Origin of the sequence: Crossiella sp. CA198, assembly GCF_052078295.1 — a bacterium.
Lineage (GTDB): Bacteria > Actinomycetota > Actinomycetes > Mycobacteriales > Pseudonocardiaceae > Crossiella.
In genome coordinates this window covers 18,216-43,943 of sequence record NZ_JBQJIM010000048.1, presented here as the reverse complement: position 1 = coordinate 43,943, position 25,728 = coordinate 18,216, and the positions used below count along the sequence as shown (strand labels likewise).

Here is a 25,728-nt window from a genome sequence, read left to right as displayed (position 1 = left end):
AGTTGGACAACCTCGGCTTTCAGCTCTGCCGAGTATCTCTGCGCCTTCTTTGCCACGTCTCGTTCCCTCCGGACTCTCCGTCAATTCTACTTGGAGACGTGTCCGGAAAACTCGGGGCACCTCATACCCCGTGTTGGCCGAACTGGTACCACTTGGCCCAACTGGTACGCCCACTTCAGCCAACTCGGCGTACCAGTTGGGCCAACTCGCCGTCCATAACGGCCAACTCGGCGTACGAGAACGGCCAACACGGGGGTAGCGCGTGTTGACCGGGGAACAGACCAATGTTAGCGTTAACACGCGGTGCACAGCCAGCACGCCGCCGGAGGTCAGTCGTGTCGTGGACTATCCGCCCCGGGTTGAATGTCAGGGGTGCCGGTGCGCCGCTGATCGGTCTGGATACCCGGTCCTGGCAAGGGGTGCGCTACTTCAACGGTGCTGGGAGCAGTCTGCTCGCGCTGAGTGGTGCTGACCCGGGCGGCGCCGTGCCCGCGATCGCGCGGGCGGATGCGCCGCTGTTCCGCGATCCGATCCATGGTGGCGCGACCGACCCGGTGGTCCTCTACCATCGCGCCGCCAATGAGTGGTGCGTGCTCTACTCCGCACCCACCTCGCCGCGCGGCTCGACCATCGGCATCGCGACCAGTTCCACCGGCGGGCGCAGCTGGGAGTACCGCGGCGCACCCAAGGGCCTGGACACCGTCCACTCCGGACGCAACAGCTTCTGGGCGCCGGAGGTCATCTGGCACGGCGGGACCTACCACCTCTACGTCAGCCACGTCGCGGGTGCGCGGGCCGCCCGCGCCGGCCGCGGTCACATCCTGCACTACACCTCGCAGGACCTGCTGAACTGGCGCTTCGGCCGCGAGCTGGAACTCTCCGGCGAGGGCTGCGCGGACGCTGCGGTCTGGCCGCTGCCCGACGGCCAGACCTGGCGCATGTGGTACACGGTGCCCGACGGCGGTGTGCACGCGGCCGACTCGACCGACCTGAGCACCTGGCGCCCGGTCAGCCGCTCGGTGTGCTCGCCGGGCCAGGGTGCGCCCAGCGTGTTCCGCTTCGGCGGCCACTACTGGATGATCACCAGCGGCGACCGCGGCCTGCCGGTGTACCGCTCCCACGACCTGCGGACCTGGTTCCCGCAGTCCGAACCACTGTTGGCCCGACCGGGAATCCGCCTGGGGGACAACGCTCCCGGCCACCACGGCTCGGTGCTCACCCAGGGCGAGCGGGCACACATCCTCTACTCCTGCCGGTTCGGCCAGGCCTCCTGCCTGCAACTCGCCCCGCTGGCGGTGGTGGACGGCAGGCTCACCGCCGACCGCGACACACCGTCCGAAGTGGACTGGCGGCCACAGTCCACAGTGGAGCTTCGCGGTGGCCAGCGCGCCACCTAGCGATTCCAGCGGGGAGCCACCCGCTGGGCCAGATAGCGCTGAATGCGTGCCGGATCCCAGTGCCCGTCCGCGATGACCACGTGGTGGGCCAGGTCGACTCGGGCCTCCGGCTCGATCAGCAGCGGCGCCTGGTGGTTGCCGGGGTGCTCGACGAAGACCACGGTGGAGCGCCGCCCGCTTTCCTTGTGCGCACCGGTGAATACCCACCATGGCGCGCGGGTCCCGGTGGTGGTGAACGCGGCGTCGACGTTGAAGGAGCCGGGGCCGGGCCGGAGCGGGCCGCCGCACCGGAGTCGTCGTCCGCTCGTGTTGTACAGCCGGGTTTTCCAGGTGAGCAGCCAGGAACCGTCGGCCGGGTCCACCTGGTCCACCTCGATGGCGCGGTCCTCGGCCAGCCAGCACTGACCCGACCGGGTCCGCCAGTCCAGCCAGTGCCGCAGCTCCGCCTGGCCGCCGTGGCAGCGGACCCGCTCCCAGCGCACGTGCCGCATCGGGCCACCACCGATGGGCGGGGTGCGATCGCCCCAGACGTTCTCGCCGGAGATCTCGGTCATGGTGAACCGCAGGCCGCCGGGGCCGGTGACCAGCTCGCCCGCGGTGGTGCGCAACGGGTGCAGGTACGGTTCGGCCGGGCCGAGCACGTAGTCGGCCAGCGCGATCCGCCCGGCGTGCACCCGCACCCACCGGTCGTCGGCCACCAGCCACGGTTTCCCGGCCGCGGGGCAGGCGCGCACGACCCGGTCAGCGATTTCCCGCATCGCGCGCGCCACCCCCGGTTCAGCCGGTGAAGTTGACGTCGCTGCAGAAGTAGTAGGACTGGTCCAGGTGACTGGCCTGCCAGATGGTGTAGACGAGGTGCCGTCCGGTCCGGCTGCCCGCGTCAACCCCGACCTGGTAGGTGCCATTCGGTGCGATGCGGCCGGTCTGGGCGACCTGCTCCAGGTTGTCCCAGCCCAGTGCCTGGGTCGCGGGGTTGAAGCCCTGTTTGGTGATGTACACCTGCAGGTAGTCCGCGCCGTGGCGGGCCTGGTCGGTGATGGTCAGGGTGAACCGCCGTGGCTTGTTCACCGTCTGCCACGCGCCGACGGTGTCCATCGAGTTGTACCGGCCGCCCTCGGCGTGACCGCCGCTGCACAGCTGCCCGTTCGGGATGTTGCCGCGGTGGTTGCCCTTGAGGTTCTCCCGGTACAGGCCGTTCCAGTTCCACATCGCGTTCGGGTTGGCCCGCCAGGCCTGCCAGCACATCGGGTCCCTGGTGGCCATGGCCGGGTTCTGGAAGTCGCTGCCCCAGCGCTGCCAGCAGCCGTAGTTGCGCGAGGGCGGGTCGGTGGCCGAGCCGTGTGCCTGGGCAACGCCGGTCAGGGCCCCGGCCAGCAGCGCGCCGACCGCGCTCAGCACCACGAGCGCTCTGACGAGCAGGGGGCGGCCGGAACTGTTGTGCGCCATGCTGTCCTCCTCCTTGAGGATCGGGCATCAGGATTTCTGGGAGCGCTCCCAGTTTGGAGGGTAGCCAGTCCGGCCCGGCTTGGGAACCCATAGACCGGACCACTGCCCCCCAACGTTGGTAGCACCGGAAAAGCCCCGGCCACCGGCCATACTGGTGCGAGCCGTCGCCCCCACTTGTCTGGAGATCGCATGCAGCTGCTCGGTCGAACGGTGTCCGTCCTGCTCGCCGCGGCGCTGCCACTGGGCGGGCTGACCGCCCCGGCCCAGGCTGCCCCGGACCTCGCCCCGCTCCCCCAGGTTTCCCCCGCGCCGCAACACATCCAGCGCAGTGGACCGGATCTCCCGGTCGGCAACCGGGTGCGGCTGGTGGTCGACGAGCGCACCGACCCGGCCGCCCGTGCCCTGCTGGAGCGGACCCTGCGCGAGCACGGCGTCCGGCACATCGACACCGCGGGTCGCGCGCCGCTGACCTTCCACCTGGGACCGGCCGATCGGCCGGATGTCGCCGCCGCCCTCGGCTCGACCCCGGTGCCGGGCCGGGCGGAGGGCAGCGCGCTCACCGTCACCGCGCGGCGCGGTTCGGTCGCGCTCGGCGGGGTGGACCCGGCAGGCCAGTACTACGCCGTGCAGACCCTGCGGCAGCTGTTCACCGGCGACCGGCATCGCGCGCGCATCGCGGGCGCCGCGGTCAGCGACTTCCCCGCGATGGCCCTGCGCGGCACCATCGAGGGCTTCTACGGTTCGCCGTGGACGCACCAGGAACGCCTCGACCAGCTCGCCTTCTACGGCCAGGTCAAGGCCAACACCTACATCTACGCGCCCAAGGACGACCCGTACCACCGCGACCGCTGGCGCGAGCCCTACCCGGCCGACCGGCTGGCCCAGCTGGGCGAGCTGGTCAAGGCGGCCGCGGCGCAGCACGTCCGGTTCACCTACGCCCTATCCCCCGGCACCTCGATCTGCTACTCCAGCGCCGGGGACCGCGCCGCGCTCACCACGAAGCTGCGGGCCATGTACGACCTTGGGGTGCGCGCCTTCTCCATCCCGCTGGACGACATCAGCTACACGCGGTGGAACTGCGACGGCGACCGGACGGCCTACGGCGAACCGGGCCGCCGCGCCGCGGGAGTGGCCCAGGCCGGGCTGCTCAACGACCTCCAGCGCGGCTTCCTGGCCGCCCACCCCGGCACGCACCCGCTGCAGATGGTGCCGACCGAGTACGGCGACCTCGCCGACACCGAGTACAAGCAAGTGCTCCGCTCGACCCTGGACCCCGCGGTGCTGGTGATGTGGACCGGCACCGATGTGGTGCCGCCCAGCATCACCGTGGACCAGGCCCGCCGCGCCTCGGAACTGTTCGGCCGCAAGGTCTTCGCCTGGGACAACTACCCGGTCAACGACTTCGGCCAGGCCGCGGGACGGCTACTGCTCGCGCCCTACGACCACCGCGAGCCCGGCCTGTCCGGCCACCTCGCCGGCATCGTGGCCAACCCGATGAACCAGGCCGCCGCGAGCAAGGTCGCGGTGTTCACCATGGCCGACTTCTCCTGGCACGACCACGGCTACGACCGCGACCGCAGCTGGCGGGCGGCCGCGGCGCACCTGGCAGGCGGCGACCCGGCCGGGGTCCGGGCGCTGCTGGACTTCTTCGACCTCAACCACCTCGCCCCGACCTTCGGCCCGCGACCGTGGCAGCCGCAGGCCCCCGCGCTCCAGGCCAGGGTGGACGCGTTCTGGGCAGGCGCTCCCGGCGCGGCGAGCGCGTTGCGCTGGCACGTCCGGCGGATCACCGCGGCGCCCTCGGTGATCAGGGCCACCGTCGCGGACCGGGCGTTCCTGGACGACGCGGCGAACTGGTTGGCCGCCACCGAGTTGTGGGCCGGGGCCATGGGCGCGGGCCTGGACACCCTGGACGCGATCGGCGCCGGCGACCGGCGGGCCGCCGCCGCGGCGCGGGAGCGGCTGGACGCCTTGGCCGCCAAGGCGAACCGGATCCGCTCGGTGCCAGGGGAGAACCGGGTCGAGGGCGTGGTGCGGATCGGCGACGGCGTGCTGGACGTCTTCCTGGACCGGGTGCGCGCCCGGCACGACGAGTTCCTCGGCCTGCCGCCGCTGCGCAACCTCTCGGCCGGATGGCGGGGCTGAGCGGGCGCGCTCACTCCCGCAGCGTCCAGACCGCGGTGTCGGTGTGCGGGCGGCCGTTCTTGAACCCGGAGACCGCCACGGTGTTCGGGCCCGGCCGCAGCAGCACCTCCGGCCACTCGGCCACCCGCCCCGCACCGCTGACCGGTTCGCCGACCTGCCTGCCGTTGACCCGCAGGGTGACCGTCACGGCGTTGGTGTAGGCCCGGACCGTGGTGCGCGCCGCGGTCCGGCTGGTCCACCGCTTGCTGTTGAGGTGCACCACCGGGGTGTCCGTCCAGTTCGCCTGGTACCAGTAGAAGGCGTCCTTGCGGATGCCCCGGTCGTAGGTCACCAGGCCCTTGTCGTTGCGGCCGGGGGTGTCGCCCTCGTCGCGGCCGTCGGAGGCGAAGTCGAACATGGCCCACACGAACGAGCCCCACAGCCAGCGCCGTTGTTTCAGCTGTGACCAGTACGCCTCGTGGTAGGCGGACTGGTACTGCTCGGGATGCCAGCGCGAGGCGGGCACCGGGTTCGGCGGGTTCTCCTGGTGCTGGAACGCGCTGGCGCCCGCGCCGTACTCGCTGAGCGCGAGCGGCCGGGCCGGGTCTGCGGCGCGCAGCTGGTCCGCCCACGGCCCGAGGTCGCCGAACTTGCCGGTGTACCAGCCGAAGTACTTGTTGTAGCCGATTCCGGTGGTGTGCTTGGTGATCCCGGCCTGGTCCGGGACGCAGCAGCTCGCGTACGCCGAGGGCCGGGACGGGTCCTCCGCGCGCACCACCTCGGCCAGCCGGTCCAGCAGGGCGTTGTTCGCCGGGGAGTCGTGCCACAGCTCGTTGCCCAGGCCCCACCACACCACCGAGGGGTGGTTGTAGTTCTGCCGGATCATCTCCCGCAGCTGCGTCTCGATGTTGGCCCGGAAGGCCGGGCTGTCCGTGCTCAGGTTGATCAGCGGAATTTCCGTCCACACCAGGAAACCGTGCCGGTCGGCCAGCTCGTAGACGGTCTCGCCGTGCTGGTAGTGCGCGGTGCGGATGGCGTTGACGCCCATCTCGCGCATGATCCGGAAGTCCTCGGCGTGCTGCGCCGGGGTGACCGCCCAGCCCACGTCCGGCCGGTCCTGGTGCAGGTTCACCCCGTGCACCGGCAGCCGCTCGCCGTTGAGGGTGAACCCGTCGGTGGCCGAGATTTCCGCGGTGCGCAGGCCCAGTGGCTGGCTGACCCGGTCCAGCACCCGGCCGCCGGTGTCCACCACCTCGACGGTGGCCTGGTAGCGGAACGGGTCCGCGCGGCCCTGCCACCGCCGCGGGCGGGCGATGGTGAGCGGCAACGCGAGTTCCACCGCCTGACCGCCGCCCACGGCCCGCACTCCCGACTGCTCCCGTGCCACCACCTCGCCGTGCGCGCCGGTGACCGTGGCGCGCAGCCGCACCCTGGCGGTGGACCGGCTGTCGTTGACCAGTCTGGTGCTCGCCGCCACGGTCGCCGACTCCGGCGTCACACGCTGCTGCCGGAGGTAGAGGCCGGGGCCGCCGTGGTCGAGCAGGTCCAGATGCACCGCGTCGGTCAGCACCAGGCTTACCTCCCGGTAAAGCCCGCCGTGCAGGGTGAAATCGCCGCTCAGCGGTGCCACGTCCGGGTCGGGGGCGTTGCTCACCCTGACCGCGAGCAGGTTGTCCCGGCCGGGGCGCAGCGCCTCGGTGGCGTCGAAGCGGAAGCGCGCGTAGCCGCCCTTGTGCTCGCCGAGCAGGCGGCCGTTGACCCACACCGTGGTGGTGGTGTTGGCGCCGTCGAACTGCAACCACATCCGGCCACCCGTTGGCGCGGGCAGGGTGCGCCGGTACCAGCCAGGGCCGCGGTAGTAGTCGTTGCCGCCGTCCTGGCCGTCCCGCCCGTTCCAGCTGTGCGGCACCGTGACCCGGTCCCAGCCGGAGTCGTCGAAGCCGGGCTCGGCCGCGCCCAGCTTCTCACCGCGGTGGAAGCTCCACCCGCTGTGCAGGCCGAGGACCGAACGGCCGTGCGCGCCGCCGTGCCCGGCCTGGGCGGGGACCGGCGCGGTCAGCGCGAGCGCGGTGACCACCAGCAGCAGGAGCAGCCGCACCGCTGCCCTCATCGCTGCGCCCAGGCGATCAGCCTGGCCATGTTGGCCACGTAGGCGCCGGTGCTGATCACCAGGGGCCGTTCAGCTGGCGGGAACGGCGAGGTGTCGTAGCGGTCGCCGACATGGGTGCTCATGAAGTCCTTGCCGTGGAACGGATCCGCGGGCCCTGGCCCCCGGAACGGGTTGGTCACCGCCTCGGCCGGGGTGAGCCAGTGGTCCTTGCCGGCGAGGTCGCGCGCCAGGGCCGCGGCCTCCGCGTCGGGCACCGTGGGCAGGGCGGGATTGGCGTCCCGGAACAGGTCGGTCAGCTCCAGCTCGCGCACGGAGAAGTGCCGTGGCACCGGGATCGGCGCGCCGGGGGTCAGCGGGGAGCGGACGCGCAGCTCGGCGATCTCCTTGCCACTCAACGAGTTCAGCTCCGCGTAGGTGCGCCGCAGGCCGTCCAGGTCGATGGCCCGGCCCGCGGAGTAGTGGCCGAGGGTGTCCCGGTGGTCATGGTCGGTGTAGTAGGCGCCGTTGCGGATGTTGCTGCCGAAGCGGTGCACGAACAGCGCCCGGTTGGCGCCCAGCTCCACGAACGTCGGGTGCGTGCGCTTGGCCAGCAACGGGTTCTCCGCGAGCTGGCGCTCGGTGAGCGGGCAGCTGGCCAGCCAGTCGATCGCCTCGGGCACCCTGGTCAGGTAGGAGCGGTCGCCGGTGAGCCGGAAGTAGTGGAACAGCTGGCGGATGTTGGTCTGCGTGGTGTGCGTGGCCAGCGCCCTCGGCTCGTAGGACCGAGCGCCCGCCGGGGCGCCTGCCGGGCGGCCGCCCGCGGCCCTGGACAGGTGTTGCAGGGCCCAGCCCGCCTGCGGTCCTGGCTGCTGCATCCGGTGCAGGCAGCGCATCGCGCGGTGCACCGGTCCGAGCAGGTCCGGCCGGTGCAGCGTGCTGGCGCACAGCAGCAGGAACTTGATGTTCTCGCCGAGCACGTCGTCGTTGAAGGTGACGTGCTGGGTGTACTCGCCGTCCTCCATGCCGTGCCGCACGTCAGCGGGCAGCCACGGCGGCCGTTCGGCAGGCCAGTGCGTGCGGGAGACCGAGCCTGCGAAGGAGGGGAACCGCTGGGGCCAGCCGCCGTCGGCCACGCCGCCGCGGAACTGCGCGGCGAGCACGAACCGGATCGCCCGCGCCAGCGCCATCTTGAACCGGGGGTCGCGGCGTTCCAGGTACAGCCGCAGGATCAGCTGTGCCGCGGCCGAGGTGCCCGCGTCGTCGAAGGTGGCGTTGCCGTAGTGGTGCTGGAACTCCTCCAGTCGCCAGCCGTTCCCGCCGACGGTCTCATACCAGTGGCGCAGCGCGGCGGTCCCGGCGAAGTCGTGCACGTAGTTCCAGCCGCCCACCGGCAGCTGCGCGGCCACCAGCGCCAGTCCGGTGCGCTCGGCGGCGCGGTAGAACTCCTCCGCGCCGGTGGCGTGGTAGGCGTCGAGCATGCTGTGCCCGACCGAGGGCGTGCCGGGTGGCTGCACCCAGCACATGCTCCGCCGCGCCTCCAGTTCGCCCCAGGAGGCGGACAGGTCGGGCAGGTAGCTCCACAGGTAGCCGCCGCGGTAGGAGACCTCGCGGTCCAGGAAGACCGCGGCCCGGCCCATCGCGCGCAGCACCGGGCCGCGGTCCAGGCTCGGGGTGGTGGCCGCGTGCGCCGCGCCGCCGCCGAGCAGGGTGAGGGCGGCCGGGGCAAGGGTCAGCCTGGCGAAGGCGCGGCGACTCAGGGGTGTGCTCATGGCTCCTCCGGTGAGTTCTCGGCGGTGGACGCGATGGCGCTCCGGGGACGGCGGGCGAGCGCCGCGCCGGCCCCGGAGCGCCTGGGCAGGCGCTCAGATGCGCCCTGGGCCTGCCCCGTTCCGGACGATCGTCTTCACCTCACTCGCGCGGTCCAGCGGATACGAATAGGGAATGCTCTTCACACTGCCGCCGGTCTGCCCCGAGCCGGAGCTGACCAAATGGTTGTTCCGCGCCACCAGCGTGCCCGCTGGTGAACTGCCCTCACCCAGGTGGAACGGGTCCTTGGTGTTCTCGAAGAAATTGCCTTCGACCAGCACGCCGCCTTCCTTGGTGGCCGCCACGCCGTAACTGGTGACGCCGCCGTAGTAGTTGTTGTAGACGTGCACCGGGTTGCCGAAGCGCACCCTGGGGTGCCGCTGACCGGTGCCGTCGAAGAAGTTGTGGTGGTAGGTCACCCGGAGCTTGCCCCGGTCCTCGCCGCCGTTGTCGTCGCTGTGCCCGAGCAGCATCGTCTTGTCGTGGCTGGAGAACTTGTTCCAGGACACGGTGACCAGGTCGGAGGCGCGCTTGATGTCGACCGCGCCGTCCTTGCCACTGGCGAAGCTGTTGTGGTCGATCCACACCCGGGTGGAGTACTGCACGTTGATCGCGTCGTCGGCCCAGTTCCTGAAGTTCAGGTTGCGCACGATCACGTTGGCGGACCTGGAGATGTTGAGCCCGTGCCCGGTGATGGCGGCGCCGGAGCCGACCCCGATGATGGTCTTGTCCGAGCCGACCGCGGCCATGCCGGACAGGGCGATGGCGCCGGTGACGCGGACCACCGCGGGACCGGTGGCCTTGACCGCGGCGGTGAAGGCGGCCGCGGTGCTGACGGTGACCGGGGTGGCGCCGCCACCGCCGGTGGTGCCGCCGCCCTGGGTGGCCCAGCCCGCCAGGTCGAACGGAGCGGCCGAGGCGGTGGGCGCGGCCGCCGCCACGCCGGTGACGGCCAGCGCGACGACCAGTGCGGCAGACCAGGGAGCCCGCCGGTCGCGTACGGATGTCCGGGACATCTGCTTCCTCTCGTTGAACGGTGGCCGCCGCAGCGGAAAAAGACAGCGGCCACTGCGGTGAATGAGAATCAGCGGCGGTAAATGATAATGACAACAAATGCTGCAACCGGCAGCGTAATGAGGCATTTACCCGCTGTCAACATGCCGATTCGCCGAATTCTCCCGTCACGTATATGACCCATTTCGATTGCCTTCGAATCGAATTGTCGAAATGGCTCCGCCCGGCGGGAAACCGTCTTGCCGGAGGGCCTTCGCAAGACGGTTGGCCCTAGCCGGGCCCCCGGCCCGGCCGTACCGTCCCAGAGCACCAACGGCGGTGACGAGGAGGGCGGGTTGGCCACCATCGCGGACGTGGCCCGGCGGGCCGGCGTCGCCCCGAGCACGGTGTCCTACGTGCTCTCCGGCAAGCGCTCGATCAGCCCGGCCACCAGGGCCAAGGTCGAGGAGAGCGCCCGCGCCCTCGGCTACCTCACCCAGCAGGCGCCACGCGGCGCGGCGCGGCGGACCGGTGTGCTGGGCCTGGTCGCGCCGCTGCGTGCGGGCACCTGCCTGCCGGTGCTGATGCGCTTCGTCAGCGCGGTGACCACCGCCGCGCACCGGCACGGCAACGACGTGCTGCTGCTCACCGCGGACACTGGCGCGGACGGCCTGCGCCAGGCGGTGCAGCGCAGCGGCGTGGACGGCCTGGTGGTGATGGACGTGGAACTGCGCGATGCCAGGGCGCCGGTGCTGCGCGCCATGGACGCCCCCTCGGTGCTGATCGGCTTCCCGGTCGACCCGACCGGACTGACCTGTGTGGACCTGGACTTCACCGCGGCCGGCGCGCGCTGCCTGGACCACCTGGCCGACCTCGGGCACCACTGCGTGGCCCTGCTCGGCTCGCCCCAGCTGGTCTACCACCGCGACACCGGCTACGCGCACCGCACCATGGCCGGCTTCACCGCGGCCGCGATCCGCCGCGGCGTCTCGGTGCTGACCAGGGCGACCGACGAGCAGCTGCCCTCGGTGCGGCGCACGGTGACCGCCCTGCTGCGGGAGCAGCCCCGGCTGACCGCGCTGGTGGTGCACAACGAGGGCGCCCTGCCCTCGGTGCTGACCTGCCTGCGCGAACTCGGCCGCGACGTGCCTGCCGAGGTGTCCGTGGTGGCCATCTGCCCGGACGAGCTGGCCGAGCGGGCCACGCCGCGGCTGACCTCGGTGCACCTGCCTGCCGAGGAGCTGGGTGCCAGGGCCGTGGACCTGCTCGCCGCCCGGCTCGCCGGGGTCCGGCCACCGGCGCTGACCCTGCTGCCGCCGCGGCTGACCGAACGCGCCAGCGCACACCGCCGCCGCCCCGGTTCCTGAGCCACCTTGGAGTCCATTGTGGACTCTGGTGTTCGACTCGCGTTCGACGCCGCGTTCGACCATGGCCGGACCAACTTCCAAGCCTGGCAACGAATTTCTGAGATTTAGTTGAACATTCACCCGACCTGTCTCGTTCAGACGGGGTGACCACCGGCCTGGCGAAAGGATCCGGAGTGACCCCGATCGTCGACTCCCCTGCCCTGCGCGGCCTGCCCCCGCACGAGCGCGTGCTCTTCAACCGCTTCGGGCAGGGGCCGCGCACACCAGTCCCGTTCACCCGCGTCCACCACGCGATCCAGGCGCGGGCCGCGGCCTGTCCGCAGGCTCCGGCGGTGGAGCACCTCGGCGAGTCGGTGACCTACGCCGAACTGGACCGCAGGGCCACCGCGCTGGCCCGGCTGCTCATCGAGCACGGGGTGCGCCCCGGCGCGCACGTCGGGCTGTTCCTGACCAGGTCGGTGGCCATGGTGGTGGGCATGCTCGCGGTGCTCAAAGCCGGTGCGGCCTATGTGCCGCAGGACATCCGGCTCACCCCGCCACCGCACCTGCGGCACATCGCCGCGGTGGCGGACATCGAGGTCGTGCTCACCACCACGGCACACCGGGGACTGGTGCCCTCGGGCCTGGGCACGGTGCTCACGATCGACGACCACCCCACCGCGACCGCGGCACTGCCTGCCCAGTGCGGCGAGACCGCGGTGGTGATCTTCACCTCGGGCACCACCGGCAGACCCAACGGAGTCAGCGTCACGCACGCGAACCTGTGCAACGTCCTGCTCACCGCACCGGGTTCGCTCGGTGTCGGCCCCGGCGACCGGGTGCCGCAGCTGCTCAACATCGCCTTCGACATGGCCGTGTGGGAGGTGCTGGGCACGCTGGCCAACGGCGGCTGCGTACTGGTGCGCGGCGGCGACCCCACCGCGGCGGCCCGCACCGCGACCGCGCTGATCGCCACCCCCGGTGTGCTGTCCACTGTGGACCCGAGGGACTGCCCGCTGGTGCGGGTGGTCGCGGTGGCCGGTGAGCGCTGCCCGCCCGCGCTGGCCCGCGCCTGGTCGCGCACCGCGGTCTTCCACAACGCCTGCGGCCCCACCGAGGTCACCATCGTCAACACCGTGCAGCGCTACGACCCGGTCACCGGCAGGCTGACCATCGGCCGCCCGGTGCCCAACACCACCGTCTACGTGCTCGACGAGGCGCTCAACCCGTGCCGGATCGGCGAGGTCGGCGAGATGTGGGCCGGTGGCGCCTGCGTCACCGGCGGCTACCTCGGCGACACCGACCTCACCGCGCAGCGCTACCGCCCCGACCCGTTCCTGGGCGGTGGCCTGATGTTCCGCACCCGCGACCTGGTCCGCTGGACCGCCGACGGCCAGCTGGAACACCACGGGCGCACCGACGACCAGGTGAAGGTCAAGGGATTCCGGGTCGAGCTGGACGCGGTCACCGCGGCGCTGGAACGCGCGCCTGGCTGCCGAAGGGCCAGCACGGTGCTCTACCAGGGCGGGCTGGTCGGGTTCGTCAGCCCGGCCACCGCCGTGCCGGAGGCGATCCGCCGCGCGGTGGCCGCCCAGCTGCCCTACTACTGCGTGCCCGCGCTGATCGTGCCGGTGGACCGGCTGCCGCTGACCGAACGCGGCAAGGTGGACCGGCGGGCGCTGCTGACCCGGCTGACCGGCCAGCGGGCGGAGACCGTCGCGTGAGCGCCGCCCCGGCACTGGCCCCCGCCCCGGCGAGCTGGCGCGCCCGGCTGCGGCGCAGGCCGTTCACCCACCACAACCGGCTACTGGCCATGGTGCTGCTGGCCAACCTGGTGCTGGCCCTGGCCACCGACTGGCGCGCCGAGCTGGACGTGCTGGTGTGGCTGGTGCTCGGCAACCTGCTGCTGGCCGTGCTGATCCGCCAGCAGCACGTGATCAACCTGCTGTTCCGGCTGGCCACCAGCGCGCCGAAGCACTGGCCGCTGCGGGTGCGGTGGACCCTGGGCAAGGTCTACCACTTCGGCGGCCTGCACGTCGGCGCCGCGATCGCCGGCACGGCCTGGTTCGCCGTGCTGGCCTGGGTGCTCACCACTCGCGGCGGCCCGGCCATGCTGCTGGCCTGCACCTGGGCCATCGCGGTGCTGCTGGTCGCCATGGTGGTGCTCGCGCTGCCGAAGCTGCGCGCCGCCCGGCACGACCTGTTCGAGCGCGGCCACCGCTTCGGCGGCTGGGCGCTGCTCCTGCTCTTCACCGCGCACGCGGCGATGCTGGCGCAGGCCCAAGGCCGGGTCTTCCTCGGCTCCGCGCCGTTCTGGGCCCTGCTGGTGGTGGTGATCAGCGTGGCGCTGCCCTGGCTGCGGCTGCGCCGGGTGCCGGTGCGGATCAGCACGCCGTCCCCGCACGTGGCCCTGGTGGCCTTCGACCACGGTGTCACCCCGTTCGCCGGGTCCTCCACCGCGGTGAGCCGGAACCCGTTGCTGGAGTGGCATTCCTTCGCCAACGTGCCCGCACCCGGCCGCTCCGGCTTCCGGCTCACCATCTCCCGTGCGGGCGACTGGACCGGCGCGCTGGTCGAGGACCGGCCGGCCCACCTGTGGGTCAAGGGCATCCCGACCGCGGGTGTCGGCAACATCGACCGGCTCTTCCGCGGCGTGGTGTGGGTGGCCACCGGCAGCGGGATCGGCCCGTGCCTGCCGCATCTGCTCGCCGGGGACACCCCGGCCCGCCTGGTGTGGTCGACCAGGAACCCGGTGCGCACCTACGGCGAGGCGCTGGTGGCCGAGATCGGGTCCGTGCAGCCGGATGCGGTCATCTGGGACACCGACCGCGACGGCAAGCCCGACCTGGTCGAGCTGGCGCTGCGTGCGCACCGGGAGTCCGGCGCGGAAGCCGTCATCTGCATCTCCAATCGGAAGACCACCTGGCACCTGGTCGAGTCCCTTGAGGCACAAGGGATTCCGGCCTACGGCGCGATCTGGGACTCCTGAGATGAGCAGCACGGCGGCGGAGCTGCTCCGCCTGGTGCACGACCGGCACGCGCCCGCGCTGTGGCGCTTCGCGCTGCGGCTGACCGGCGACGAACAGCTCTCCCAGGACGTCGTCCAGGAAAGCCTGCTGCGGCTGTGGGGCAGCCCCTCGGTGCTGGACCAGGGCGAGTCGGCGGCGCGGGCCTGGCTGTTCCGGGTGGCGCGCAACGTGGTCATCGACGAACGCCGCAGCGCGCGCTCCCGGCGGGAGGTGGGCGCGGCCAGGGTGCCCGACCCACCGCGCCCCGACCAGACCGACTCGGTGCTGGACGCCTGGGTGATCACCGAGGTGCTGACCCAGCTGACCACCGAGCACCGCACGGTCATCATCCGCGCGTTCTACCTCGGGCACTCGGTGGCCGAACTCGCCGCGGACCTGGCGGTGCCGCAGGGCACCGTGCGCTCCCGCCTGCACTACGGCCTGCGCGCGCTGCGCCACGCCCTCCTGGCGAAGGGGCTGACCAGCCGGTGACGCCACCAGCCGACCCGTACCGGGACTGGGACGCCGCCTACCTGCTGGGCGCGCTGTCGCACACCGAGCGCCGGGACTACGAAGAACACCTCCACGCCTGCCGGCCGTGCGCCCGCGCGGTCGCCGGGTTCGCCGGGCTGCCCGGCCTGCTCGCCACGGTGGCCAGGCAGCAGGCGGCCGAACTGCTCGACCAGGCGGGCCCCGCGCCGCCGGAGGCTCGCCGGCGTGTTGGCCGTTGTCGTACACAGTGTTGGCCGAACTGGTACGCCACTCGGCCAACACACCGCCCATAACGGCCAACACACCGTACGACAACGGCCAACACGCGTGGAGGGTCAGTCCGGCAGGCCGGTGGCGTTCTGGTCATCCAGCCACACCGGGGTCAGCAGCACCCGGTCCGGGCCGGGGTACCGGGGTTCGCCGGTGACCCGCACCGTGTGCTGCCACCGGATGTCGGTGCTGGAGGAGCCCAGCAGCAGGTGCAGCTCGCCGGGTTCGACCACCCGGCGGCCGTCGCGGCCGGTGAAGGAGGTCCGGTCGGCGTGCAGCCGGAAACGGACCCGCGCCGACTCGCCGGGGTCCAGGTGCACGCGGACGAACCCGGCCAGCTGGCGCACCGGCCGGGTCACCGAGGCCACCGGGTCGTGCAGGTACAGCTGGACGACCTCCGCGCCGGGCAAGGCGCCGGTATTGCGCACCCGGCAGGACACCTCGATCTCGCCATCACTGGGCAGTTCGGCCGGCGCGTGGCCGTCCAGGTAGGCGAAGCTGGTGTAGGACAGGCCGTGGCCGAACGGGAACCGCGGAGTCGGGTCCACCGAGCTGACCGGCCCCGGTCCGCCGAGCCGGGGGTGCAGGTAGGTCGCGGGCTGCCCGCCGGGGCCGTGCGGGACCTGCGCTGGCAGCTTGCCCGAGGGGTTCACCCGGCCGCTGAGCACGCCCGCGACCGCACCCGCGCCCTCCTGTCCAGGGAAGAAGGCCTGCACCACGGCCGCGGCCCGCTCGGCGTCCCCGCCGAGGGCGTAGGGGCGGCCGGTGAGCAGGACCAGCACCACCGGCGTCCCGGTGTCCAGCACCGCGGCCAGCAGCTCGGCCTGCACCCCGGGCAGGGCCAGGTCGGTGGCGTCGCAGCCCTCGCCGGAGGTGCCGCGGCCGAACAGGCCGGAGCGGTCGCCCAGGACCAGCACGCACACCTCGGCGGCGTCGGCGAGCGCGGCCGCGGCCGGGATGCCGGAGCGGTCCGCGCCGGTGACCGCACAGCCTGGGGCGTAACGGATCCCGGTGTCCGGGAACTCGGTGCGCAGCGCGGCCAGCAGGGTGGGCACCTCGATGCCCAGCGGGACCTCGGGGTGCTGGGTGCCGACGTGGCTGGGGAAGGAGTAGCAGCCCAGCAGGGCGAGCACCTCCGCCGCGCACGGCCCGATGACCGCCAGCGTCGCTGGCTCGCGCAGCGGCAGCAGGCCGGAGTCGTTGGCCAGCAACACGATCGAGCGCTCGGCCAGGGTGCGGGCCAGCGTGCGCAGCTCCGGCGGGTCCAGGTCCACCGGCCGGTCCTGGCACAGCGCGGGCGGCTCGGGGTCCCAGTCCTCATCCAGCAGGCCCAGCTCGCATTTCTGCCGCAGCACCCTGGTCACCGCGCGGTCGACCAGCTGCTCCGGCACCACGCCGGAGCGCACCAGCCCGGCCAGCGGCTCGCCGTAGCAGCGCACGCTCGGCAGCTCCACGTCCACCCCCGCGGTCAGCGCGAGCGCCGCCGCCTCGCCGGGGGAACCGGCCACGCCGTGCGCGGTCTCCAGGAAGGAGACGCCGAAGTAGTCGGCCACCAGCACGCCCTGGAAGCCCCAGGTCTCCCGCAGCAGCCCGGTCAGCAGCGCCGGATCGGCCGCCGGGGGCAGGCCGTCTACCTCGGCGTAGGAGTGCATCACCGAACGCGCCCCGCCCACCCGCAGGGCCAGCTCGAACGGCGGCAGCACCACATCGGCGAACTCACGCGGCCCCATGCCCACCGGGGCGTGGTTGCGGCCGGCGCGGGAGGCGGAGTACCCGGCGAAGTGCTTGAGGGTGGCCACGATCCCGGCCGACTCCAGGCCGCCGGTGTAGGCCGCGCCGAGCACGCCGACCAGGTACGGGTCCTCCCCCAGCGTCTCCTCGGTCCGGCCCCAGCGCGGATCGCGCAGCACGTCCAGCACCGGGGCCAGGCCCTGGTGCACGCCGACCCCGGCCAGCGAGCGGCCCACCGCCTCGGCCATCCCCCGCACCGTGCCGGGGTCGAAGGCGGCCGCCCAGGCCAGCGGCGCCGGGAACACGGTGGCCCGCCAGGCGGTGAAGCCGGAGAGGCACTCCTCGTGCGCCATCGCCGGGATGCCCAGCCGGGTGTTCGCGACCAGGCGGCGCTGGGTCTGGGCCAGCGCCCTGGCCGCGTGCGCCGGATCGACGGGGGCGGTGCCGAAGACGCGGGTCAGCTGGCCCAGCCCGGACTTGGTCAGCTCGTCCCACGGAGGAAGGGACTCGGCGAACTCGTGCTGGGCCGGGGCGACCTCGGCCGCCACCTCGGACACCCCCACCCACACGCCGACGAGCTGGGCCAGCTTCTCCGCCAGGGTCATCTCGGTGAGCAGCGCGGCCACCCGCTCCTGCACCGGACGCCCTGGGATCCCCCAGACGCGATCCATGACCCCGATAGTATCGGCCAGTCTTCGAAACACAACCCGCCGCGAATGAGCAGCCACATGGGCCCCTGTTTGGCCTATAGCCACTCTTGACACCGGCAGAGCAGCGTCCCTAGGGTCGGCCGCACTCGCGATATTTCCGAAACATTTCGGAAAGGTGGCTTCATGTTACGGCGTTCCCGACCGCGTGTTCTCCGCCTCTGCGCGCTCGCCCTGGCCGCGGGCGCGCTCGCCGCCTGCGGCACCTCCGGCCCGGCGGGCCAGGCGGGGATCACGGTGTGGGCCTTGCAGGACAACGTGCTCAACCCGATCGAAGCGCAGTCGGTGGACCGCTTCACCCGTGCGGGCGGCGCCGCCAAGCTGGAGACCTTCGGCAACGACCCGTACAAGCAGAAGCTGCGGGTCGCCCTCGGCTCGCCGAACCCGCCCTCGGCGTTTTTCAACTGGGGCGGCGGCAGCCTCAAGGAGTACGTCGACGCCGGCAAGGTCGCCGACCTGACCCCGCTGCTGTCCGAGCATCCCGGCCTCGGCGAGGCGTTCCTGCCGAACGTGCTGGACGCGGCCCGCCTGGACGGCAAGCTCTACGGCCTGCCGATGCGCGGCATGCAGCCGGTGGTCCTGTTCTACAACAAGGAGGTCTTCGCCGCCGTCGGTGCGCGGCCCCCTGGCACCTGGGACGAGTTGCTGGCGCTGGTGGAGACCTTCAAGGCCAGGAACGTGCAGCCGATCGCGCTGGCCGGGTCGCAGGCCTGGACCGAGCTGATGTGGGCGGAGTACCTGCTCGACCGGATCGGCGGTCCCGAGGTTTTCCGCGCGGTGAAAGGCAATCCCGAGGGCTGGCGGCATCCGGCCGTGCTGGAGTCGCTGACCCGGCTCAAGGACCTCATCGACCGCGGCGGCTTCGGCCGGGACTTCGCCGGGGTGGGCTACGACCTCGGCGGCGCCTCCACCATCCTGGCCCAGGGCAAGGCCGCGATGCACCTGATGGGCTCCTGGGAGTACGTCAACCAGCTCGGCCAGAGCCCGGAGTTCGTCAAGCGGGACGCGCTCGGCTGGGTCCCCTTCCCGGCGCTGCCCGGTGGCAAGGGCGATCCGCGCGACCTGGTCGGCAACCCGGCCAACTTCTACTCGGTGGCCGCCGGATCGTCCACAGTGGACCAGGCGAAGAAGTTCGTGGCCACCCAGCTGCACGATCCCGCCTACGTGCAGGCGCTCATCGACGCCGGGGACGTGCCCGCGGTGAGCGGACTGGCGGAGAAGCTGGCCAAGGCCCCCAACGCCGCCTACACCGGCTGGCTCTACGACCAGGTGCGCGCCGCCCCGCACTTCCAGCTGTCCTGGGACCAGGACCTGCCAGCCGAGCAAGCCACCTTCCTGCTCACCCAGCTCCAGGAGTTCTTCCTGGGCAAGCTCTCCCCGCGCCAGTTCGCCGACGCGCTGGCCAGCCGCGGATGACCCAGCGGCCGTCGGCGCTCTACGCCCTGCCCGCGCTGGCCTTCTTCACCCTATTCGCGGTGCTGCCGATGGTGCTGGTCTTCGGCCTGAGCTTCACCGCCTGGGATGGCCTGGGCACACCGCGGGTCACCGGCGCGGACAACTGGGTCCGGCTCTACAGCGACGGCGAAGCGCACGCCGCGCTCGGCCGGACCCTGCTGATCATGGCGCTGTGCTGGCTGGTGCAGACCCCGCTGGCGCTGCTGACCGGGGTCTGGGCGGCGGGCAGGCAGCGCGGCAGGGCGGTGCTCAGCGCGCTGTTCTTCCTGCCGCTGCTGCTCTCCACCGCCGCGATCGCCCTGCTCTGGCAGGCGTTGCTGGACCCCAGCTTCGGCCTCACCGCCGGGGTGCTGGCCCCGCTGGGCGACCCTGAGCTGGCGCTCTACACCGTGGTGCTGGTGATCACCTGGCAGTACGTGCCCTTCCACACCCTGCTCTACCAGGGCGCGGCGCGGGCGGTGCCGCCCTCGCTGTACGAGGCCGCGGTGCTGGACGGGGCCGGGCGGCTGGCCCGCTTCCGGCACATCACGCTGCCCCAGCTGCGGCACAACGTGATCAGCTCCTCGGTGCTGATGCTGGTCGGCTCGCTGACCACCTTCGACACCGTGCTGATCCTCACCGGCGGCGGACCGGGCACCGCGACCCGGATCCTGCCGCTGCACATGTACATCACCGGATTCACCGGCTTCGAGCTGGGTTACGCCAGCACGATCGGCGTGCTGCTCATGGTGCTGGGCGCCGCGCTGTCGCTGATCGTGTTGCGGGCCACCGGTTTCCGCGCCATGTCCAGTCAACAGGAGGGCGCATGAGGACCACGCCGAACCGCATCGGCGGCGCCTTCGCCGGACTCTGGCTGCTGGTGGTGCTGCTGCCGCTGTACTACCTGCTGGCCGCGAGCCTGCGCGGGCGGGCCGACTACCTGACCGGCCATCCCCTTGCCCTGCCGGCGAATCCGACCCTGGCGAACTACCTCACCGTGCTGGCGGGCGGGTTCGGCCGGTACCTGCTCAACAACGTGGTGGTCACCGTGGCCACCGTGCTCATCGTGCTGCTGCTGGCCGTGCCCGCGGCCTACGCGGCCACCAGGAGCACCAGCCCGTGGGTGCGGCGCGGGTTCAGCCTGCTGCTGGCCGGACTGGCGATTCCCGCGCAGGCCACCATCATCCCGGTCTACCTGCTGATCACCCGGCTGCACCTCTACGACAGCCTCACCGGGATCATCCTGCCCACCGCGGCCTTCGCGCTGCCGGTGGCCACCCTGGTGCTGACCACCAGCCTGCGCGATGTGCCGCGCGAGCTGTACGAGGCGCAGGCCATCGACGGGGCCGGGCCGCTGCGCACGCTGGTCGATCTGGTGCTGCCACTGGCCAGGCCTGCCATCGTCACCGTGGCCATCTACACCGCGCTCAGCGCCTGGAACGGTTTCCTGTTCCCGCTGGTGCTCACCCAGTCCGCGGCGAACCGGGTGCTCACCCTGGGACTGTGGAACTTCCAGGGCCAGTTCGGGGTGAACGTGCCCGGCCTGCTGGCCGCGGTGACGCTGTCCGTGCTGCCGATCTTCGTGGTCTACCTGATCGGACGGCGGTTCCTGCTGACCGGCCTCACCGCCGGGTTCGGCAAGTGAGGCCGGCCCGCCGGGTCAGGGGTTGATCGCGCGGTAGGCCGGTTTTGACCGCAGGGAGCGGTCGAACAGGCAGGCGTCCCCGGTGCCGGGGAAGGTGCCCGGCACCCAGGAGTGCCGGTCGGTGAAGCCCCAGGTGGTGAACTCCACGCAGCGGCTCACCGCGTGGCAGCCGTCCCACAGCTGCTTGTAGTAGCTGGCCTGGGCGGCCAGCTTGCCGCCGTCACTGGGCAGCTGGATGCGCACGTCGGCCTCGGTGATCGCCACGTCCAGGCCGAGCGCGGCCAGCCGCCGCAGGTTGTCCTGGTAGCCGCCGGGGAAGCCGTACTGGGTGGCCAGATGCGCCTGGATGCCCACCCCGTCGATCGGCACGCCCTGCTGCTTGAGCTGCCGCGCCAGCGCGTACATCGCGTTGGCCTTGGCGCTGTTGCCCTCGGTGTTGTAGTCGTTGATGTAGAGCTTGGCCGCCGGGTCGAGCTGGCGGGCCAGCCGGAAGGCGTCGGCGATCCAGTTCTCGCCCAGCTTGGTCTGGAAGATCGAGGAGCGGCGCCTGCCGTCCTCCTCGAACACCTCGTTCACCACGTCCCAGGCCCGGATCTTGCCCTTGTACCGGGTCATCGTGGCGCGGATCCGGCTCTCCACCGCGGCCCGCAGGTCGTTGGCGGAGAGGTTGTTCAGCCAGTTCGGGTACTGGCTGTGCCACACCAGGGTGTGCCCGCGCACGGTCTTGCCGTTCTGCTGGGCGTAGTTGACGATCGCGTCCGCGCCGCCCCAGTTGTACTGGCCGCGGCTGGGCTCGGTGACCGCCCACTTCATCTCGTTCTCCGGTGTCACGCTGTCGAACTCGCGGGTCAGGGTCCCGCGGTAGTCCTGCTCATTGGCCAGTGGACCCGCGGCCACCGCGCTGCCGACCCAGCGGTTGGTAATGCCGTGCAGGGGGCCTGCCGCCGAGGCGGGTAGCGCGCCCGCGCCCACACCGGCCACGAGCAGCCCCAGCACCAGCAGTTGTCCGCACAACTTCATTGTCGCTCCAGGGAATGTCGATACTTTCTATGTGGTAACCGACACTTTCGAAGCTAGGCTGGTTCGTGTCGTCCCGGCAATAGGCCCGTTGGGGCAACCCGGTTGTCGTAGACTCCGGCCATGGCACCGGGCAAGGTCACCATCGCGGACATCGCCGCCGAGGCGGGCGTTTCGATCCCGACAGTTTCGAAGGTGATGAACGGCAGGCCCGATGTCGCGCCGGACACCCGCGAACGGGTGGAGTCGATCATCCGCCAGCACGGCTACCAGCGCAGGGGAGATGAGCGGTCCCGCCGCTCCACCCTGGTGGAGCTGATGTTCCACGAGCTGGAGAGCGCCTGGGCGCTGGAGATCATCCGCGGCGCCGAGCAGGTGGCCGCCGAGCAGGGTCTGGCGCTGGTGCTCACCGAGTCCCAGGGCAGGCTGACCCCTGGTCAGCGCTGGGTGGACGGCGTGATCACCCGCAAACCTCTCGCCGTGGTCGCGGTGTTCTCCGATCTCAGCGCCGCCCAGCTGGCCAAGCTGCGGGCCAGGGACATCCCGGTCGTGGTGGTGGACCCGGTCGGCGAGCCGGGCGTGCACACCCCCTCAATCGGCGCGACCAACTGGAACGGCGGCCTGACCGCCACCCGGCACCTGATCGAACTGGGCCATCAGCGCATCGCGGTGATCGGCGGTCCGGAACGGGTGCTGTGCAGCCGGGCCAGGGTGGACGGCTACCGCGCCGCGCTGGAGACCGCCGGGCTGGTGGTGGACCCGGAACTGGTGCGCTACGGCGACTTCCACGTCGAATCCGGCCGGGCGCGGTTCGAGGAGCTGCTCAAGTTGCCCAGGCGGCCCACCGCGGTCTTCGCCGGCAGCGACCTGCAAGCGCTGGGGGTTTACGAGGCCGCGCGCACCGCGGGCCTGCGCATCCCGGAGGACCTGAGCGTGGTCGGCTTCGACGACCTGCCGGTGGCGCAGTGGGTCGGCCCGCCGCTGACCACGGTGCGCCAGCCGTTGCAGGACATGGCCGCCGCGGCCACCCGCCTCGCGGTGGCACTGGCCCGCGGCGCCGAACCCGAGCACCGCAGGGTCGAACTGGCCACCACGCTGATCGTCCGCCGCAGCACCGCCCCGCCCCGGAGCTGACCGAACCGCGACGCGGGTCCCGGTGGAGGAAGGGACCCGCGCCGCGGCGGCGCCATCAGGGACTGGCGCAGGTGAGTGGACTCGCCGGTGTGTGGTCACCGGGCGACTCCACGTTGAACGAGAACGCCGCCTGCCCGCCCGCGGGCACATTCGCGTTCCAGGACGCGTTCTTCGCCGTCACCACCGAATCCGTGACGGTGTGCGTGGCGTCCCACAGGCTGGAGATCCGCTGATCCGCCTGGGCGGTCCAGCGCACGGTCCAGCCCCGCACCGGTGTGCTGCCGGGGTTGCGCACGGTCACCGTCACCTGGGCGCCGCCAGCCCACCTGTTGGTGATCGCGTACTCGGCGGTGCAGGCTCCCGGCTGGCCAGCGGTGGTGCTGGTCGGGCTGGTGGTGCCGGTCGGGCCCGGGTTGCCGCCGATGCCGGTGACCTCACCGTTGCCGCCGTCGAAGACCACGTCGGAGCAGCCGTAGAAGGTCTCCTTGCTGTCCGAGCGCTTCCACACCGAGTAGATGATGTGCTTGCCGCTCTTGCCCTGCGGCAGCCTGCCGTTCCAGCCGTAGTGGCCCTCGACCGTGCCGACCGAACCGGTCAGCGGGGGGTGGTCGACGGTCAGGAACGGCTGCTCCTCGATGTCGTTCCAGGCCAGTGGCCGGGTCGGGCTCCAGCTGTCCTTGGTGATGTAGAGGGAGAACCAGCCGGGGTGGGCAGCCCAGGCGTTGTAAGACCAGCGCATGTTCGCACCGGCGGTCAGGTGGGTGAGCGGCCAGTCGTTCCTGGCCAGGTTCCAGCCGGAGAAGGTGCTGTTGCCGCCGCTGCACAGCTGGCCGTCCGGCACGAAGCCGCGGGTGCGGCCCTCGCCGTCGGAACGCAGCACGCTGAACCAGTTGTACAGCGGGTTGGTGCCGCTCTGCGCCACCGCGGCGGCGCAGGCCGGGTTCTTCGGCTTGATCTCACCGGTGGAGCTGAGGCCGTCCTTCCAGCAGAAGAAGGTCCGGCTGCCCGGCTGCATCATGGCGCCGTGCGCCTGAGCCGGGCGTTGATCAAGTAGGACGAGGACCATCGAACACAGCGCGACGACCACTGCCGCCAACGCCGCGAGCCTGCTTCGCAGTGTCATGGTCAGTTCCTCATGGCAGGGAATCTGGGAGCGCTTCCAGACTCCGGGTAGCAGAACTCCTTGTCAATCAGACAAAGGTTTGGCTACGGTGCTGGGAACGCTCCCAGACAGGAGGCGTCATGCCCGTGCCCAGAATCGCCGCGGCCCTCGCGCTGACCCTTGCCCTGCTCGCCGGTTGCACCGCGGAACCCGTTGCGCCCCTGGCGGATCGCGGCGCCGGCGCGCTCGGCCCGCCGATCACCACGATGCATGCTCTGGTGGACCTGGTCAGCGACAAGACCTCGGGCTGCACCGTCGCCAGACCTGGCACGCCCGAGCAGCTGGGCAGGCTGGTCGGCGCCGAGCTACGCGAGCTGTACGAGCCCTACATCGCGGAGTGGTCCACCTGCGCGGTGCCGCCCTCCTACCCCAAGGTCGGGCTGCTGTTGTTCGCCCCTGGCAAGCAGATCGAGTTCCAGCGCGCCTGGCGGGACGCGATGGCCAAGGGCGCCGTCGGCGAAGGCCCGACCCTGGCCTTCGGCAACGGTTTCGCGGTCACCTCGGGCTTCCTCGGCGTCTACCAGCTGAACCTGTACTACCTGCGCTGCGCCTACGCCGACGACAAGATCCGCCAGATCCCCGCCGACGTCGACAACTGCGTCTTCACCCAGCCCCCCACCCACGCCCACTAACCACCGCGCTGGCCGTTCTCGTACGGTGTGTTGGCCGTTCTCGTACGCGGTGTTGGCCGAACTGGTACGCCCATCGGCCAACACGCCGACCATAACGGCCAACACACCGTCGACAACGGCCAACACCCTGTACGACAACGGCCAACACGGCGTGCCAACACGGCGATGCCGGTGGCGGCTTGCGGCTAGGCGGAGGCTCGGCGGACCAGGGTGACTGGGAGGACCTGCCTGCGGGGTGGCGGGTTCTCTCCCTCGATGAGCCGTTGCAGGGTGAGCACCATCTGGCGGACCTGCTCGCGTGGGTCCTGGTGCACCGTGGTCAGCGGCGGGTTGGTCGCCTCGGCCAGGCCGCGGTGGTCGTCGAAGCCGACCACGGCCACGTCCTGCGGCACCCGTCGTCCCGCGGCGTGCAGCGCGCGCAGGGCGCCCGCGGCCATGGGGTCGTTGGCGGCGAAGACCGCGTCCAGCTTCGGGTTGCGGGCCAGCAGCCTGGCCACCGCCCGTTCCCCGCTCTCGGTGCTGAAGTCGCCTTCCTCGCACAGCCGGGCCGCGGCGCGGTCGTTCAGACCGAGGGTGCTCCGCCAGCCGGCCAGCCGGTCCACCGCCGAGCGCTGGTCCAGCGGTCCGGTGATGGTGCCGATCCGCTTGCGCCCCAGCGACAGCAGGTGTTCCACCGCCAGCTTCGCGCCGCCGGTGTTGTCGAAGTCGACCATGTGCAGGCCGCGGGTGGCGCCACCGGGACTGCCGCCGCCGAAGACCATCGGCAGTTGCAGCAGCCGCAGCGCGGTCGGCAGCGGATCGCCCCGGTGCGCGGCGAAGACCAGCGCGCCGTCGACGTGCCCGCCCTCCAGGAAGCGCACCGTGCCCGGCACGTCCTCGCGGCTGTCCACCAGCATCATCAGCATCTGGCTGCCCATCGCGGACAGCTGCCGGAACGCGCCGCGGACGATCTCGGCGAAGTACGGGTCCTCCAGGACCTTGGTCTCCGGCTCGGAGAGCACCAGCGCGATCGCGTTGGTGCGCCTGGTGACCAGCGAGCGCGCCGCCTGGTTGGGCGAGTAGCCCAGCTCGCGCGCGGCGTCGAGGACCTTCTCCCTGGCCCGCGAGCTGACGTAGGCGTCCTCGTTGAGCGCCCGCGAGGCGGTCGAACGGGACACACCGGCGTAGGCGGCGACGTCTTCCAGCGTCGGCCGCGTGGCACCTCGGGTCACACCCACCACCTCCGATGATCAGCTTAGCCCGCCCGGCGGGGAAGGCGGGACCGAACGGGTGCAATGTCGCCGATGGTCCCCGCC

Annotated in this window: 21 protein-coding genes; 12 read left to right on the top strand and 9 right to left on the bottom strand. The window is 71.8% G+C overall.

What is annotated here, in order from left to right:
• Nucleotides 1–359 precede the first annotated feature (359 nt).
• The gene (locus tag ACTOWY_RS43015; RefSeq protein WP_441315360.1) at nucleotides 360–1,397 is read left to right on the top strand and encodes a glycosyl hydrolase; all 1,038 of its coding nucleotides are present in this window, start codon (nucleotides 360–362) and stop codon (nucleotides 1,395–1,397) included.
• On the opposite strand, the gene ACTOWY_RS43010 is transcribed toward ACTOWY_RS43015, so the two are convergent.
• Complete coding sequence (locus ACTOWY_RS43010; protein ID WP_441315359.1) at nucleotides 1,394–2,155, bottom strand: DUF6807 family protein; 762 nt, start codon at nucleotides 2,153–2,155, stop codon at nucleotides 1,394–1,396. The two genes, ACTOWY_RS43015 and ACTOWY_RS43010, sit on opposite strands and share 4 nt — an antisense overlap.
• 19 nt (nucleotides 2,156–2,174) lie before the next feature.
• Nucleotides 2,175–2,843, bottom strand: coding sequence for a lytic polysaccharide monooxygenase auxiliary activity family 9 protein (locus ACTOWY_RS43005; RefSeq protein WP_441315358.1), 669 nt, complete (start codon nucleotides 2,841–2,843; stop codon nucleotides 2,175–2,177).
• Between the two features lie 189 nt (nucleotides 2,844–3,032).
• Between ACTOWY_RS43005 and ACTOWY_RS43000 the strand changes: the two genes are divergently transcribed.
• The gene (locus ACTOWY_RS43000; RefSeq protein WP_441315357.1) at nucleotides 3,033–4,988 is read left to right on the top strand and encodes a beta-N-acetylhexosaminidase family protein; all 1,956 of its coding nucleotides are present in this window, start codon (nucleotides 3,033–3,035) and stop codon (nucleotides 4,986–4,988) included.
• 10 nt (nucleotides 4,989–4,998) lie between these two features.
• Here ACTOWY_RS43000 and ACTOWY_RS42995 read toward each other — a convergent pair whose 3' ends face one another.
• From ACTOWY_RS42995 to ACTOWY_RS42985, 3 genes are all read right to left on the bottom strand, one after another.
• Nucleotides 4,999–7,065, bottom strand: coding sequence for a glycoside hydrolase family 2 TIM barrel-domain containing protein (locus tag ACTOWY_RS42995; RefSeq protein WP_441315356.1), 2,067 nt, complete (start codon nucleotides 7,063–7,065; stop codon nucleotides 4,999–5,001).
• 8 nt (nucleotides 7,066–7,073) lie between these two features.
• Nucleotides 7,074–8,825, bottom strand: a complete 1,752-nt coding sequence (locus ACTOWY_RS42990; RefSeq protein WP_441315355.1) for a pectate lyase — start codon at nucleotides 8,823–8,825, stop codon at nucleotides 7,074–7,076.
• A gap of 93 nt (nucleotides 8,826–8,918) precedes the next feature.
• Entirely contained in the window at nucleotides 8,919–9,878 is a 960-nt protein-coding gene (locus ACTOWY_RS42985; RefSeq protein ID WP_441315354.1) for a pectate lyase family protein, read from the bottom strand.
• A gap of 333 nt (nucleotides 9,879–10,211) precedes the next feature.
• On the opposite strand from ACTOWY_RS42985, the gene ACTOWY_RS42980 reads away from it, so the two are divergent.
• The 5 genes from ACTOWY_RS42980 (at nucleotide 10,212) to ACTOWY_RS42960 (ending at nucleotide 14,994) form a co-directional block, all read left to right on the top strand.
• A complete protein-coding gene (locus ACTOWY_RS42980; protein WP_441315353.1) occupies nucleotides 10,212–11,222 on the top strand; it encodes a LacI family DNA-binding transcriptional regulator in 1,011 nt (336 codons plus the stop codon).
• Nucleotides 11,223–11,395: 173 nt separating this feature from the next.
• A complete protein-coding gene (locus tag ACTOWY_RS42975) occupies nucleotides 11,396–12,925 on the top strand; it encodes an amino acid adenylation domain-containing protein (protein WP_441315352.1) in 1,530 nt (509 codons plus the stop codon).
• Nucleotides 12,922–14,190: a hypothetical protein gene (locus ACTOWY_RS42970; protein WP_441315351.1), complete on the top strand. Its 1,269-nt coding sequence runs from the start codon at nucleotides 12,922–12,924 to the stop codon at nucleotides 14,188–14,190. The genes ACTOWY_RS42975 and ACTOWY_RS42970 overlap by 4 nt, the downstream gene beginning before the upstream one ends.
• Nucleotide 14,191: 1 nt before the next feature.
• Nucleotides 14,192–14,701: a sigma-70 family RNA polymerase sigma factor gene (locus ACTOWY_RS42965; protein ID WP_441315350.1), complete on the top strand. Its 510-nt coding sequence runs from the start codon at nucleotides 14,192–14,194 to the stop codon at nucleotides 14,699–14,701.
• Nucleotides 14,698–14,994 carry a hypothetical protein gene (locus ACTOWY_RS42960; protein ID WP_441315349.1) on the top strand — a complete coding sequence of 99 codons (297 nt, stop codon included), beginning with the start codon at nucleotides 14,698–14,700 and terminating at the stop codon, nucleotides 14,992–14,994. The genes ACTOWY_RS42965 and ACTOWY_RS42960 overlap by 4 nt, the downstream gene beginning before the upstream one ends.
• A 42-nt stretch (nucleotides 14,995–15,036) precedes the next feature.
• On the opposite strand, the gene ACTOWY_RS42955 is transcribed toward ACTOWY_RS42960, so the two are convergent.
• Nucleotides 15,037–17,373: a glycoside hydrolase family 3 N-terminal domain-containing protein gene (locus tag ACTOWY_RS42955; protein WP_441315348.1), complete on the bottom strand. Its 2,337-nt coding sequence runs from the start codon at nucleotides 17,371–17,373 to the stop codon at nucleotides 15,037–15,039.
• Between the two features lie 162 nt (nucleotides 17,374–17,535).
• Between ACTOWY_RS42955 and ACTOWY_RS42950 the strand changes: the two genes are divergently transcribed.
• From ACTOWY_RS42950 to ACTOWY_RS42940, 3 genes are read left to right on the top strand one after another with little or no spacing between them, the layout of a single operon-like run.
• Entirely contained in the window at nucleotides 17,536–18,825 is a 1,290-nt protein-coding gene (locus tag ACTOWY_RS42950; protein ID WP_441315347.1) for an extracellular solute-binding protein, read from the top strand.
• Entirely contained in the window at nucleotides 18,822–19,673 is an 852-nt protein-coding gene (locus ACTOWY_RS42945; protein WP_441315346.1) for a carbohydrate ABC transporter permease, read from the top strand. Before ACTOWY_RS42950 ends, ACTOWY_RS42945 begins: the two co-directional genes overlap by 4 nt.
• Nucleotides 19,670–20,488 (top strand): carbohydrate ABC transporter permease, encoded by an 819-nt coding sequence (locus ACTOWY_RS42940; RefSeq protein WP_441315345.1) that lies wholly within the window; start codon nucleotides 19,670–19,672, stop codon nucleotides 20,486–20,488. The genes ACTOWY_RS42945 and ACTOWY_RS42940 overlap by 4 nt, the downstream gene beginning before the upstream one ends.
• 15 nt (nucleotides 20,489–20,503) lie before the next feature.
• Here the strand turns inward: ACTOWY_RS42940 and ACTOWY_RS42935 are convergent, their stop codons facing one another.
• Complete coding sequence (locus ACTOWY_RS42935; RefSeq protein ID WP_441315344.1) at nucleotides 20,504–21,508, bottom strand: endo-1,4-beta-xylanase; 1,005 nt, start codon at nucleotides 21,506–21,508, stop codon at nucleotides 20,504–20,506.
• A gap of 120 nt (nucleotides 21,509–21,628) precedes the next feature.
• Here ACTOWY_RS42935 and ACTOWY_RS42930 point away from each other — a divergent pair, with 120 nt between their 5' ends.
• A complete protein-coding gene (locus tag ACTOWY_RS42930) occupies nucleotides 21,629–22,639 on the top strand; it encodes a LacI family DNA-binding transcriptional regulator (protein WP_441315343.1) in 1,011 nt (336 codons plus the stop codon).
• 55 nt (nucleotides 22,640–22,694) lie between these two features.
• Here the strand turns inward: ACTOWY_RS42930 and ACTOWY_RS42925 are convergent, their stop codons facing one another.
• Nucleotides 22,695–23,762 (bottom strand): lytic polysaccharide monooxygenase auxiliary activity family 9 protein, encoded by a 1,068-nt coding sequence (locus ACTOWY_RS42925; RefSeq protein WP_441315342.1) that lies wholly within the window; start codon nucleotides 23,760–23,762, stop codon nucleotides 22,695–22,697.
• A gap of 119 nt (nucleotides 23,763–23,881) precedes the next feature.
• Between ACTOWY_RS42925 and ACTOWY_RS42920 the strand changes: the two genes are divergently transcribed.
• Complete coding sequence (locus ACTOWY_RS42920) at nucleotides 23,882–24,433, top strand: hypothetical protein (protein ID WP_441315341.1); 552 nt, start codon at nucleotides 23,882–23,884, stop codon at nucleotides 24,431–24,433.
• A gap of 185 nt (nucleotides 24,434–24,618) precedes the next feature.
• Here ACTOWY_RS42920 and ACTOWY_RS42915 read toward each other — a convergent pair whose 3' ends face one another.
• Nucleotides 24,619–25,644: a LacI family DNA-binding transcriptional regulator gene (locus tag ACTOWY_RS42915; RefSeq protein WP_441315340.1), complete on the bottom strand. Its 1,026-nt coding sequence runs from the start codon at nucleotides 25,642–25,644 to the stop codon at nucleotides 24,619–24,621.
• Between the last annotated feature and the right edge of the window lie 84 nt (nucleotides 25,645–25,728).